The organism is Vibrio rhizosphaerae, from assembly GCF_024347095.1.
Taxonomy (GTDB): domain Bacteria; phylum Pseudomonadota; class Gammaproteobacteria; order Enterobacterales; family Vibrionaceae; genus Vibrio; species Vibrio rhizosphaerae.
In genome coordinates, this window is record NZ_AP024903.1 from 2496424 (window position 1) to 2510084 (window position 13661).

The 13661-nt window shown below is 46.7% G+C and carries 12 protein-coding genes; 4 read left to right on the forward strand and 8 right to left on the reverse strand.

The genetic code is table 11. The features are described from left to right. Positions 1 to 89: 89 nt before the first annotated feature. Both OCV37_RS10775 and OCV37_RS10780 read right to left on the reverse strand, forming a co-directional pair. Positions 90 to 1961, reverse strand: a complete 1872-nt coding sequence (locus OCV37_RS10775) for a methyl-accepting chemotaxis protein (RefSeq protein WP_038183653.1) — start codon at positions 1959 to 1961, stop codon at positions 90 to 92. Positions 1962 to 2087: 126 nt separating this feature from the next. Beyond that, positions 2088 to 3167 carry an AI-2E family transporter gene (locus tag OCV37_RS10780; protein WP_038183650.1) on the reverse strand — a complete coding sequence of 360 codons (1080 nt, stop codon included), beginning with the start codon at positions 3165 to 3167 and terminating at the stop codon, positions 2088 to 2090. 435 nt (positions 3168 to 3602) lie between these two features. Between OCV37_RS10780 and bepA the strand changes: the two genes are divergently transcribed. From bepA to wrbA, 3 genes are read left to right on the forward strand one after another with little or no spacing between them, the layout of a single operon-like run. Next, the gene (bepA, locus tag OCV37_RS10785) at positions 3603 to 5063 is read left to right on the forward strand and encodes a beta-barrel assembly-enhancing protease (RefSeq protein WP_038183647.1); all 1461 of its coding nucleotides are present in this window, start codon (positions 3603 to 3605) and stop codon (positions 5061 to 5063) included. An 18-nt stretch (positions 5064 to 5081) separates the two neighbouring features. Continuing rightward, positions 5082 to 5432: an arsenate reductase (glutaredoxin) gene (arsC, locus tag OCV37_RS10790; protein WP_038183645.1), complete on the forward strand. Its 351-nt coding sequence runs from the start codon at positions 5082 to 5084 to the stop codon at positions 5430 to 5432. Next, positions 5429 to 6010: an NAD(P)H:quinone oxidoreductase gene (wrbA, locus tag OCV37_RS10795; RefSeq protein WP_038183642.1), complete on the forward strand. Its 582-nt coding sequence runs from the start codon at positions 5429 to 5431 to the stop codon at positions 6008 to 6010. Before arsC ends, wrbA begins: the two co-directional genes overlap by 4 nt. Before the next feature lie 79 nt (positions 6011 to 6089). On the opposite strand, the gene OCV37_RS10800 is transcribed toward wrbA, so the two are convergent. Next, positions 6090 to 7433, reverse strand: a complete 1344-nt coding sequence (locus OCV37_RS10800) for a DUF2066 domain-containing protein (protein WP_157635048.1) — start codon at positions 7431 to 7433, stop codon at positions 6090 to 6092. A 189-nt stretch (positions 7434 to 7622) separates the two neighbouring features. On the opposite strand from OCV37_RS10800, the gene OCV37_RS10805 reads away from it, so the two are divergent. Then, on the forward strand, positions 7623 to 8864 hold the full coding sequence (locus OCV37_RS10805; protein ID WP_038183639.1) for a uracil-xanthine permease family protein: 1242 nt from the start codon (positions 7623 to 7625) through the stop codon (positions 8862 to 8864). An 82-nt stretch (positions 8865 to 8946) separates the two neighbouring features. Here the strand turns inward: OCV37_RS10805 and ybaK are convergent, their stop codons facing one another. The 5 genes from ybaK to OCV37_RS10830 all read right to left on the reverse strand — a co-directional run bounded on the left by ybaK (position 8947) and on the right by OCV37_RS10830 (position 13654). Continuing rightward, a complete protein-coding gene (gene ybaK / locus OCV37_RS10810; protein ID WP_038183636.1) occupies positions 8947 to 9429 on the reverse strand; it encodes a Cys-tRNA(Pro) deacylase in 483 nt (160 codons plus the stop codon). A 110-nt stretch (positions 9430 to 9539) separates the two neighbouring features. Further along, a complete protein-coding gene (ushA, locus tag OCV37_RS10815; protein ID WP_390902262.1) occupies positions 9540 to 11279 on the reverse strand; it encodes a bifunctional UDP-sugar hydrolase/5'-nucleotidase UshA in 1740 nt (579 codons plus the stop codon). Positions 11280 to 11566: 287 nt separating this feature from the next. Further along, positions 11567 to 12418 (reverse strand): 3-deoxy-8-phosphooctulonate synthase, encoded by an 852-nt coding sequence (gene kdsA / locus OCV37_RS10820; RefSeq protein WP_038183948.1) that lies wholly within the window; start codon positions 12416 to 12418, stop codon positions 11567 to 11569. A 24-nt stretch (positions 12419 to 12442) separates the two neighbouring features. Then, complete coding sequence (locus OCV37_RS10825; RefSeq protein ID WP_038183633.1) at positions 12443 to 13252, reverse strand: SirB1 family protein; 810 nt, start codon at positions 13250 to 13252, stop codon at positions 12443 to 12445. 18 nt (positions 13253 to 13270) lie between these two features. Next, positions 13271 to 13654: a SirB2 family protein gene (locus OCV37_RS10830; protein WP_038183631.1), complete on the reverse strand. Its 384-nt coding sequence runs from the start codon at positions 13652 to 13654 to the stop codon at positions 13271 to 13273. Positions 13655 to 13661: the final 7 nt, after the last annotated feature.

The window sequence follows — 13661 nt, forward strand, 5'->3', positions numbered from 1 at the left end:
TTGCACGATTGCGATGGTCTGAATCCATCCCTTGTAAAAATGCCAGCCTGACGGCTGGCATTCACTTCTCAGAATGATTCAATCACAGATTAGACGATAAATTGATTTAACAGTTTTTCTTGTTGATGAACTTTCTCAACCTGTAACTCAGTGGCCTGACTCGCGCCTTTGGCTGAATCTGCAACATCACCACTGATGTCTTTAATTTTCACCATGTTATTGTTGATTTCTTCAGCGACCAGACTCTGCTCTTCTGCAGCCGAAGCAATCTGAATATTCATATCGCTAATTTGCTGAATCGCTTGGCTGATACGTTGAAGCGCCTGATTGGCAACATGTGATTTTTCAACCGCGTCGGATGCCTTCCCTTTACTTTCGCTCATTGCGGCAGACACCGAAGATGCACCGGATTGTAACTGCTCAATCATCGTCCGAATTTCTGTTGTGGATTTCTGCGTTCTCTGCGCCAGCGTTCTCACTTCGTCAGCAACCACAGCAAAGCCACGTCCGGATTCTCCGGCTCTGGCAGCCTCAATCGCAGCATTCAAAGCCAGCAGATTGGTTTGATCCGCAATCTCATTAATCACTTCCAGAATCGTTTCGATATTCGCTGTCGCCGACTCTAATTGGGTGACTTCTTCAACCGCTTGATCAATTCTTGCCGAGAGTTCATTAATGGACTGCGTGGTATAACTCACAACCTCAGCCCCTTCATTCGATGCATCATCCGCTTCTTTTGCGGCTGTCGCAGCATTTTGTGCATTATGCGCCACTTCAGATGCTGTCGCTGCCATCTCATTCATCGCGGTGGCAAGCTGATCCACTTCCAGCATTTGAGATTGCATCCCTTCGGCAGAGTGTCTCGAATGGGTGGCAATGGTTTGAATACCGTCCAGAATGTCACGACTAATTTCTTTCGACTGACTGATTTGATGCTGTAGTTTTTCGGTAAACTGGTTGAATCCAACCGCTAACATCGCAAATTCCTGATCTAAATCCGTTGCCAGCCGTTTCGTGAGGTCACCCTCACCGGAAGCAATATCATCAATTGCAGTATTGAGTATACCGAGCGGGCGGATCAGGCGCTTAATCAGTAGTGACAGCAAGACCAGACTGATAATCACACCGGCCAGCGTATATAAAATAGAGCTGTTTCTTAATGAAGAGAGTGTACTAAAAGCAATAGATTCATCGATCACAGCACCAACGTACCAGTGTTCACTCGGCACTTCAGTGAAATTAATCAGGTAATTTTTACCGTTAATTTCCACATGCTGCATGCCGGCTTTTAACTCGGCACCGGGCAGATACTCGGTAAATTTCTTACCATTATACTCCCGGTTCGGGTGTGCAATGGTTTCCCCTTTATCCGTCACAATAAACAGGTGACCGGCATCAAAAAGGTTCACAGAGTTTACAACGTTCGAGAGGCCCGAAAGGTCGAGATCATAATACATCCCGCCGAACCACTGACCATTTCTATAAACCGGTGTCGCGATAGAGATAATAATCTTCTTCGTCGTAAAATCGACATAGGGTTCGGTGACAATCATTTTTCCTTGGTTTTTCACATCAATGTACCAAGGCCGTTTCCGAGGGTCATAATCCGATGGCGGTTCCCAGTGATCATCGTTTTCGATCACCGAACCATCATCGGTGTATCCCAACCCGACAGCGACAAAACTTGATTTAAGCGTCGGCGTTTCCAACACGTTTTTAACGTAATCCCGATTGCCGGGATCTAACTGAATAATTTCCGTCATCGAATGAGCCAATGCTTCTTTCGCTTTCATATCAGTCGTGATGCTGTTCTTCACACCCGAAACTAACTCTTGCAAGCTACTGTAAACTAAAGACTCAACACTACTTCTCACTGTTCTCAATTGTTGTAAGGACAACAACAAAATCGTCACAATCAAAAGTAACGATGACGCTGCTACTATCTTTTGGCTAAACCTCATGCAAACCTCTCTGACATCACAATAAAAAAACTACACTTATCAAAATGACAAATGTAGAAATAAACCTAAAACATACCAAAAACAGTTTCTTTCATTATGAAAGATTATTGATATTAATACAGTGCTTTATGACGCAGTCTGATGAGGTTCATCTTCAACCTCTCCCGAAGGTAAAGCATGCCAGACTGCTTTCACTAAAGTCGCTAAAGGAATGGCAAAAAATACGCCCCAAAATCCCCACATCCCACCAAAAACCAGCACGGCAACAATAATCGCGACCGGGTGTAAATTAACCGCCTCAGAAAATAAAACCGGGACGAGCACATTACCATCCAGCGTCTGGATAATGCCGTAAACCACCAAGAGCCAATAAAATGGTGGTGTAAATCCCCATTGGAAAATCCCCACGATCGCAACCGGAATCGTCACAGCAGCCGCACCGATATAAGGGATCAAAACAGAGAAACCAACCGCCACAGCAAGCAATACAGAATATCGTAAATCCAGAATGGCGAATGCAATGTAGCTCACTCCGCCAACAATCAGAATTTCCAGCACTTTGCCGCGAATATAGTTCGAAATTTGTTCATTCATTTCAACCCAGACTTTCGTCACCAGTTTGCGGTTTCTGGGCATAATATTACTGGCTGTTTTGAGCATCTCTCCTTTATCTTTCAGGAGAAAGAAAATCAGCAGTGGTACCAGAATCAGATAGACCGCCAGTGTCGCAATACTCACCAGAGAAGCCAGTGACCCTTTGACAACACTTTCACCAAAATGCAGTGCCTGATTCTTAATGTTGTCCATCATCGGCTCAACAATCGCCAAATCAGCCAACTCTGGATATTTCTCCGGCACGGTATTAATCAGATGCTGTAATTGGCTATACATCCCCGGAATATCATTAATCAGGTTTCCGACTTGGTTCCAAATTGTCGGAATCAACACAAAGACGGCGACCAACATCAAACTGACAAAGACTGTAATCACCAGAACGACACTCAAGGTTCTTGGAATCCCCAACCGAACCATTTGGATAATGGGCCACTCCAACAGGTAGGCCAAAACAATGGCAACCAGAAGCGGCGCAATGAGATGCCCCATAAAATAGATAATCAGAAACCCGAAGAGTAACATCGCAAACAGGCTAACGGCATGAGGGTCGGAAAAGCGCCGTTTATACCATCGATTCAACATATCGAACATGTTATGAGGTCCTTTTATCACTTAAAGTTGAGCGTCATCATCAAATGGCTTACATTCCGCGAACATATGCACGCGGACCAAGCGGTCTGAAAATATTCTAAGCTGTTTTTTTACAGATACTGTCAGGCATGAAAAAGCTTGCCTCATCACTGAAACATTGCTTTCTGGCGTTGATGTTAAACCATAAAACAAAGAAGATAGGGCTATCCTATGTGCGTCAATCGGGGGGAAATAGCGTTTCATGCTTTCACTTGATGCTAACTATAGGACAGTTATTGTATAGTGTTTTACAACGTATGCCACCGTTAATCATGCCGTAAAATGGTAAAATAGATCGCATAAAATTAGTCGGCTGCCCAGTCCGATAAATCGGGGAAACCAATAACGGAAGAGAAGGTCCTACCTTCAGGACTGCAAAGGAAAAATAGTATTAATATGATGAGTCTACCAATCCGAAGTTTACTCTGTTCATGCCTGTCTGTATCGATGTTGTTCTCTGCATCCGTATCCGCAGATAACAATGACCTTCCCGATATTGGCACGGTCGCGGGCGCAACACTGAGTATTGATCAGGAAGAACAATATGGAGACGCTTATATGCGCGTTCTCCGCAGCAGACAGCCGATTATCAATGACCCGGTGTTAAATGAATACATTAATACGCTCGGTCATCGCTTGGTTTCACACGCCAATGATGTGAAAACGCCATTTACATTTTTTCTGATCCGTAACCGTGAAATCAATGCGTTTGCCTTCTTTGGCGGCCACGTTGCGCTGCACTCAGGGCTATTTTTACACACCCGAACCGAAAGTGAACTGGCCTCCGTCATGGCGCATGAAATTGCCCATATCACCCAGCGCCATCTGGCCAGAAGTATGGAAGCGGAAGCAAAACGTTCGCCAGCAACACTGGCAGCCCTTGCCGGTTCGCTTTTATTAGCCATTGCCGCCCCGGAAGCCGGGATTGCCGCGATCACAGCCACGACCGCAGGTTCTGTTCAGGGACAAATTAACTACACCCGGGCCAATGAAAAAGAAGCCGATCGTTTTGGTATTGAAACGCTGGCGAAGTCGGGTTTTGATCCCTATGCTATGCCACGATTTTTTGGCAAGTTGTCCGAAGAATACCAATACTCCAGCCATCCACCAGCCATGTTGCTGACTCACCCATTACCGGATAGCCGGATTACGGATAGCCGGGCCAGAGCACAACACTATAAGCACGTCAATCTCCCCTATGCCAAAGATTATCAGTTAGCCCGGGCCAGAGTTGTGGTGCGCTATGCCGGTATCGATGACAAAGCAGCGCTGGACTGGTTACAACGACAACGGAAAAAGAACGACCCGATCATTCAGGCAGCCTGTGATTATGGTACTGCACTGGTCTATCTGGACAATAAGCAGTACGATAAAGCAGCCCCCATTCTGGAACGTCTGCTCAAAGCAGATCCACAAAACAACTTCTATCTGGATGCGGCATCGGATCTCTATATCGGTGAAGGGAAAGCCAAACGGTCTATCCAATTGCTCGCACAGGCACTGAAACAGTCACCGCATAACTCGGTTCTGACCATCAACTATGCCAATGCACTCATGTCAGCCAAACAATATCAACAGGCGGTTCAAGTGCTGCAACGCTATACTCACAATCATCCGGATGATTCAAATGGCTGGTCTATTCTCTCAGAAGCCAATAATCATATGGGGAACCAACAGGAAGAGTACGCCGCACGCGCTGAATTGTTTGCGCTAAAAGCAGACTGGGATCAGGCAATCCAGTATTACACCCGGGCCAGCCAGCTGGCTAAGTTAGGCAGTCTGGAACAAGCCCGCTACGACGCAAGAATCGACCAACTCATCACTCAGCGGGAACAATTCCTCGCTTTACAAAAATAATCACTTGAAGGAGTCTTTATGTCAGTCGTCATTTATCATAATCCCAAATGCTCGAAAAGCCGGGAAACACTTGCTTTGTTAGAAAGTAAAGGCATTCAACCGCAGGTGATTAAATATCTGGAAACCGAGCTCACACCGGACTTATTGAAAACACTTTACACGCAACTCAATGTCGATCACGTGAGAGAGATGATGAGAACCAAGGAATCAATCTATAAAGAATTAGATTTAGGCCGCGACTCACTCACCGATGATGATTTGTTTCAGGCGATGGTTGAGCATCCGAAGCTCATTGAGCGTCCCATTGTGGTTGCCAATGGCAAAGCCCGCCACGGCCGCCCGCCCGAACAAGTCCTCGATATTCTATGAGCCATCGCATTGTTGTGCTCTATTACAGCCGTCACGGATCCACACGGGCTTTGGCGAGACAAATCGCGCGAGGAATCAATGCGATTTCCGGCTGTGAAGCATTACTGAGAACCGTCCCGGACATTCCACCTTCAGCAGAACCGCCATCTGATCCTTATCTGACATATGATGAATTAAAAGATTGCGATGGTCTGGCGATGGGAAGTCCGGTCTGGTTCGGTAATATGGCTGCACCACTCAAGCACTTCTGGGATGCCAGTACCCCCCTGTGGATCAGTGGAGCGCTGATCGATAAGCCTGCCTGTGTCTTTACCTCGTCATCATCGTTACACGGTGGTCAGGAAACGACACTGCAAACGATGCAATTACCCTTACAGCATCATGGCATGCTCATTGTCGGCATTCCCTACAGTGAACCGGCCTTGCATACCACGCAAAGCGGCGGCACACCGTACGGGGCCAGCCACTTTGCCACAGTGGCCGGTCAATTGAGCACAGAAGAAAAAACACTGGCCCAACAACTTGGGCAGCGCCTTGCCTCATTATCAATGAGGCTCAACCCTACGGTTAAGCATTAAATCCCTCATGCATCCAATGCATAAAAAAACAAGGGCGATTGAGGCCCTTGTTGTGACATCGCTTATGTGAGGACCTCGGTTATGGCGTCTCTTGAGGAAGCGGACTCTGAGACGAGGTGTCTTGTGACGACCCGGTCTGAGCATTATCTTCTGTTTGAGCATTATCTTCTGATTGCTCTGAAACGGGACGTTCACGCCACTGATATAGCAACGGAGATTGGTTCGTCTCGACTGGCGTATCCGTCAACGCCTGAGAATTGACATCATTCAAGGACTTCTTTCCATCAGAATCCTCAGCCGGATGCACATCAGTCTGTGGTGATTCGGGCTGTCGTGGTTCAGTCGCAGTCGCGCCTACAGCCGTCTCTTCGGATGACGTCGGTTGCAGCACCTGAGAATGATCAGCAGACGATTCATCTAATCCTGCCATCCCATCATCCGCTTCAGGAAGCCGTTCGATCAAATTGAGTGAAGCCAGCTCTTGTTCAAATGCTTCCTGAGTAGTTAACAAATGAACCCTGAATGTCACTTCATCCCCTTGAATCTGAATGACATCAACACTTGCGACAGAGCTGAGCTGGTTGAGTGCCTGTTCCAGTTTGAAAAAATGGACCGCCCGGCTTAAATGTTTCACATTGAGAATCATCGAATGAGACGATTGCCCGGCAACAACAACACGGTTTTTCTTGGCATAGTATTGTGTTAATTGATCGACCAGCTGTGCAAGCTCATCGTCACCACTTAAGCGCCCACTCATGGGTGGCACAGAAATATCTAACAGTTTCTCGGGAGTTTGATCGTAAAGCTTCCAGTTCAGCGTGTCTGACTGAGCCCGAATAATCAAAATGGCATCGGGATGATAGCGTTCACTTGCATCACGAATCGGCTGAAGAAACTCTCCCCAGATATCCGATGCTTCAATACTGGTAATATCGTCAAAATCGCCGACAGGAACAATGAGAGGTAATCCACGCTTTTCAGCCAGTTGTTTTAATTGCTGAACATTCGCATTCGAAACATTTTCCCATGCGATATTACGCTGAAAATTCTGGTCTTCAACGTACCAGACCAGAATCGTCGCCCGTTTTACCGGCCAGAACGGAAGTTGTGCCTGTGTCAGTAAGGCCCGTATCTGCTTAGCACTAAACTGCATTTGGACGATCTTTTGGTCATCTTTCTGACCATAACTAATCTGAGACAGGTAAAGGCGGTTTTGAGACAGTGCTTTCTTAATCACTGGGTTATCGACAGCCTCTTTCTCTCCGGTCGCCCGAATGATCACATTTTCCATGCCCTGAATTCGAGCCTGATCTTCACCTTGTTCTTGATCAAGCATAACTTCCGAACGATAAATATTGACCTGAGTTGCCGCATAACCGGAAAAAGTCAGGCCTAACAAAATCAGACAAGCGATATTTCGCATAGTAATCCAAAATACATCAACAATCGTGTCCCGATCATAAGCAACTATTGGGTTCCCGGCAAGAAAACCCTGCCACAATAGCAAATATTCCTGATCTCACCCCTTGCAAAAAATAGCCACCTTGAAGCATGGCAAACGTTTCAATAAGTGATAGAATCCTCAAAATTTGTCTTACTCAGGGAAAAAAACATGAAAAATGCCATATTAGGCGTGCAGATGCTCTTTGTTGCATTTGGCGCGCTGGTGCTGGTTCCGCTTCTAACGGGACTCGATCCAAACGTCGCTCTCTTTGGCGCTGGTATCGGAACCCTTCTTTTTCAACTTGTCACCCGTCGCTCCGTTCCTATTTTTCTCGCCTCTTCTTTCGCTTTCATTGCTCCTATCCTTTACGGTGTTCAAGCTTGGGGGATTCCTGCCACAATGGGTGGCCTGATTGCCGCCGGAGCGGTCTACGTTGTGCTGGGCGGATTAATCAAAATCAATGGTGCTGAGTTTATTCATAAGCTTCTGCCACCGGTTGTTATCGGCCCGATCATCATGGTGATTGGACTGGGCCTCGCCCCGACAGCCGTTAATATGGCACTAGGAAAAACCGGAGATGGCTCCGCTCAGTTAGTTGACGGACAAATCGCCCTGTGGATTTCATGTATTTCTTTGTTTACGACCATTCTCATCAGTGTCTTTGCTCGCGGTATGTTTAAACTACTGCCGATTTTCGGTGGCATTATTGCCGGTTATACACTGAGCCTGATTTTTGATGTGGTCAGTTTTGAAGCGGTCCAGAATGCCGCTTGGTTCTCACTGCCTCATTTCACCATGCCTGAATTTAACATCAATGCCATTTTATTTATGATTCCGGTGGCTATCGCACCGGCAGTCGAGCATGTGGGCGATATTCTGTCGATCTCCAATGTTACAGGGAAAAACTACCTGAAAAAGCCGGGACTACACCGCACCATTGCCGGAGACGGCATTGCAACCATTGCAGCGGCAATGGTTGGCGCACCACCAAATACAACCTATAGTGAAGTGACTGGCGCAGTGATGCTCACGAAAGCCTTCAATCCGGTGATTATGACTTGGGCAGCTGTGACAGCCATCGTTTTAGCCCTGGTCGGTAAACTGGGTGCTTTGCTCCAAACGATTCCAGTACCAGTGATGGGTGGGATTATGATTCTGCTATTCGGCTCCATCGCTTCGGTTGGTCTGAATACCCTGATTAAGAATCATGTGGATCTGCATAAATCCAGAAATCTGGTCATTGTCGCGGTGACCTTGGTCTTTGGCATTGGTGGTATGGCTTTTGGTATCGGTGAATTCAGCTTACAGGGGATCAGCCTCTGTGGTGTCGTCGCTATCTTGTTAAATCTAATCTTGCCGGATGATTTGGGTGAAAACCATGTCGTTGATAATGCTCAGATTGAAGATTAATCCATCACATCATCGATAAAAAATCCCGGGAAGTCCCGGGATTTTTCTTATCCGCAATGCCAAATTGGAGAGCGACTATGTTTCACTCACTCTCCAAACATAATGGTACAAATTTAGCCCGCGTCAGCGCTGCCAGATCCCGGGGAGCCAATTCAATCTCCAGACCTCTTTTACCCGCACTGACACAAATCGTTTCTTGGCTCTCAGCACTGGTGTGAATAAATGTCGGCAACATTTTTTTCTGCCCCAGAGGGCTGATTCCCCCAACCACATAGCCGGTAATTTTCTGTGCAATGTCGGGATTGGCCATCTCCGCTTTTTTGACGCCTGCCGCTTTTGCCGCCAGTTTTAAATTCAGCTTTTGATCCACCGGAATAATCGCAACAGCCAGAACTTTCGCTTCGCCATTCAGTGCGAACAGTAATGTTTTAAAAACCTTCTTCGGATCCTGTCCGAGCACTTCCGCCGCTTCCAGCCCGAAACTCGTATGATTCGGGTCATGTTCATACTGATGGATGATGTGGGAGATTTTCTTTTTTTTTGCCAAACGAATTGCAGGCGTCATACGTCAGTCCTTTCTTATCAATCAAGCAATGTACCACCTACAGCCATGAAAAAGGCGGCAATTTTGCCGCCTCAAGTAAAAATCACTCGGATGTTTGAGTCAAATGCTTTTTATCGATAGGTAATCTCACCTTTAGGCTGATATAGAGAAGCATCGACAGGGCTATGTGTCTGTAAATACGCTTTCAACACATCCGCATCAACAAATCCGGTATTCACAAACCCGGCATGATCCGTCAATTTAGGATACCCATCGCCACCGGCTGCATTAAAGCTGGGAATGCTGAACCGATAGGTGCGTGTCATCTGAATCGGCACCCCACCAATTTTCACATCGGAAACGCCATCAGCACTGACCGTCATGGAAAGACCGGCAAACTGAGCATAGGCTCCCGAATCAACAGGTTTGGTCGCCACCTGATTCAGATACGCAATCACCTCGGCGCCAGACATATCGACATAAGTGACAATATTGGCAAAAGGTTGCACTTTCAGGACATCTTTATACGTCACATCTCCTGACTCAATTGAATCACGGACCCCGCCGGAATTCATCACCGCAAAATCAGCCTTAACTTTATCCTTATGGGCCATTGCGATTAAACGTCCCAGATTGGTCTGCCGGAAACGTACCACATTCCGGTCACCTTCCAGACGTCCTTTTACTGTGGCAATTTTTTGCCCTAATTTCGCCTTACCCTTCTCCTCATAAGGCGTCAAAAACTTCAGTAGCGCCGGATCTTCCGGTATCTGTTCATCGACCAACACCCGCTGCTGTTTGCCGTTGAGCGTCACTTTTTTCTTGAGATTGACCGGTATCAGCTGATAACTGACCATTTTCAGTTGCCCGTTACGGAATTCATAGTCTGCCCGGCCCACATATTTGCCCCACTCATGAGCCTGAACAATATACGTCCCGTTCTGCCGATCCGGCTGACACTCATCGCCCGGTTGAAAATGCGTATCCGCAACATTGGGGCCTTCCATACAAACCGGCTCCTGAGAATGACCACCGACAATCATATCCAGCGCCCCCGGCTCCAGATAACGCGCCAGTGCCACATCTCCCGGAGCATTAATACCATGTTGACCGTTAACGTAATGCCCCATGTGTGTGACAGCAAAAATTAAATCCGGCTGTTCTGTTTTTTTCAGTTCCGCAATCAGTTGCTTCGCTTCCACTTTCGGGTCTCTGAACTCAACATTGCCGATATACTCCGGATTACCAATTTTCGCAGTATCTTCGGTCGTCAAACCAATCACTGCGATACGAATCCCCTGCTCATCAAAAATTTTGTACGGGCGGAACAAGCGCTTGCCGGTGGTTTTGTCATAGATATTAGCCGAAAGCATCGGAAAATTTGCCCATTGGCGCTGCTTGAATAACACGGTCAATGGATTATCAAACTCGTGGTTTCCCACCGCCATTGCATCATATCCGATGATATTCATCCCCTTAAAATCAGGTTCGGCATCTTGCAAATCGGACTCCGGTACACCCGTGTTGATATCCCCGCCGGAAAACAACAGCACACTCCCGCCTTCGGCGGCAACTTCCTGACGAATCTGATCAACCAGCGTTTTGCGGGCAGACATTCCATATTCATGATATTTGTTCTTCCAGAACCGCCCATGATGATCATTGGTGTGAAGTACCGTCAGATGGTAAGTCTCATCCGGGTGCCACTGATGTTTGGGTGTGGTGGTACATCCCCATAAAAATACCAAGAAGACCGCGGCGAGTACGGTTTTCAAATGATGTTGTCGGTTTGAATAAAGTTGATTTGAAAAGCGTTGATTTGAAAGCCATTTCTTTAAAAACAATGGTTTTGACATAAGTGATAATCGCATAATATTCCTGCCAATCCTGATCCCTGACATTGAGTGTCCATTCAGATGCCGGCCGCTCTCCACACTTGATATATGAGTCAGCCCGATACCTTAGGGTAAAGAATACTATAAAATTATGAATCTAAGGTCACAAATATTTGAGGGTGTGATCGCACCTTAGCGCGCAATATATCCAATGCTCACAATCCGCAGTCTCACGGGCCATTCAGGCTTGATCGGCCCGACCGGTATAAAAAAGCCACCGCATAATGCGATGGCTTTTAACCGGAGGCTATCAACGCAGCCGTTTATTGAATATCGATATCGGCAAAACTTTTCACTAAGTCATCCAGCGCTTTCATCTGTGCCAAAAATGGCTCCAATTTATCGAGCGGCAATGCTGAAGGGCCATCACATCTCGCTTGAGCCGGATTCGGATGCGCTTCGATAAACAAGCCGGCAATACCGGTTGCCAAACCGGCTTTCGCTAACTCGACGGTCTGCTCACGACGACCACCAGAAGCGGCACCGGTCGGATCACGCATCTGTAGTGAGTGAGTCACGTCAAAAATAATCGGGCTACCATGAGAGACTTTTTTCATGACACCAAACCCCAGCATATCGACAACAAGGTTGTCATAGCCGTGGCAAGCCCCCCGTTCACACAGAATGATTTTATCATTGCCGCACTCGGCAAATTTTTCGACAATATTGCCAACCTGTCCCGGACTCATAAACTGCGGCTTTTTGACGTTAATGACCGCTCCGGTCTTTGCCATCGCTTCCACTAAGTCTGTCTGACGGGCAAGAAACGCTGGTAACTGAATGACATCAACCACATCCGCCACGGGTTGTGCCTGTGCTTCGGTATGGACATCCGTGATAATTTTTACACCAAAAGTCTGTTTCAACTCTTGGAAAATTTTCATCCCTTCCTCAAGGCCGGGACCACGATATGAATGAACAGAACTCCGGTTCGCCTTATCAAATGAGGCCTTGAAGACATAAGGAATCCCTAACTTTTCAGTCACCTTGACATAATGCTCACAAATTTGCATCGCAAGGTCGCGGGACTCCAGAACATTCATTCCGGCAAATAATGTGAATGGTCGGTCATTGGCGACATCAATATTGCCAACTTTTACAACTTTCTGTTCCATCATATTCTCTCTGTAAATCCAAGATTAGTGGATTGTTACGGCATTACTACGCAACAGATTCACCTGATTTTTCAATAATTCAGCGGCAGGATCATCCGGACAATGCTCAATAAAATACTGATAATCCGACAATGCGACCTGATGACATTCCAATTGCTGATAAATAAATCCACGATCACGAATTTCATAAGGATCATCGGGGACAAATGTTAATGCTAAATTAGTACACTTCAATGCCAGCGTATAACGTTCTTCCCGCATTAACGCACTTTTCAGCAACGCCAGCCACCGACCAATAATCGTCGGATGGTCACTCACTTGTAAGTGTTTCGGTTTCAATTTAGCAAGTGGTCCTTTATTACCAATCAACCAAGCTTGCAGGGTATGCTTCGAAACATACTCGCCGGAAAATGGGTTCAGATAGACAGGCTCTTCATCAGGCCAGGCAATCTGAATCAAAAATTGGGTCGGAAACATCACCGGCTTGAGCGGAAATCCCAGCCGATTGCTAAAATACAAGAGCAAAGCACCCAGACTGACCGGAATACCTTTGCGATGTTCAAGCACCTGATCGATGAATGCATTGCGTGACTCGAAATAGGCCTCATGATCACCGGCAAATCCCCATGTCTGATAAAATAACTGTAAAAAAGCGGCTAATCGTGTTTTGGGATCGGCACCGGCATCCAGACTGGCTTCAGCCTCACGGGTCATCTTCACTAACGTCTGTTCCGCCCACACAACCCGAGTTTCAGGATTAATGGCCTGATTCAGGACAAGCGCGCCTTCCACCAGTTCCATCGCATCAAAATCTTCATCAAACAGTTCAATCATAGACATATTGGCCCAGTATTAATGCATCAATATCGGTAATTTGGTCAAAGAAATTTTTGCCGCCATAACCACCCAGCCTAGCGCGCCAAGAAATGCCAGACTCCGTAGCAACTTGTTCTTGCCAAGTTTCAGGGCAAAAACACCTAACGCGATATAAGCCAACATACACATGAGTTTTTCAGTCAGCCAGACCGCTTCAGATGTAAAAGGAATAAAGCCGGTCACCACACACAACGCAACCCCGGACAACAGCAGTAACGTATCAATCACATGGGGTGCAACTTTCAAGAAACGATGATGAAGCACTTGGGAATTGAGCATCATTAGCCCATAGCGGAGACAAAATAAAGCGACACTGACTACAATGGTCAATATATGGAAATATTTTAAACCCAGATACATAAACGTC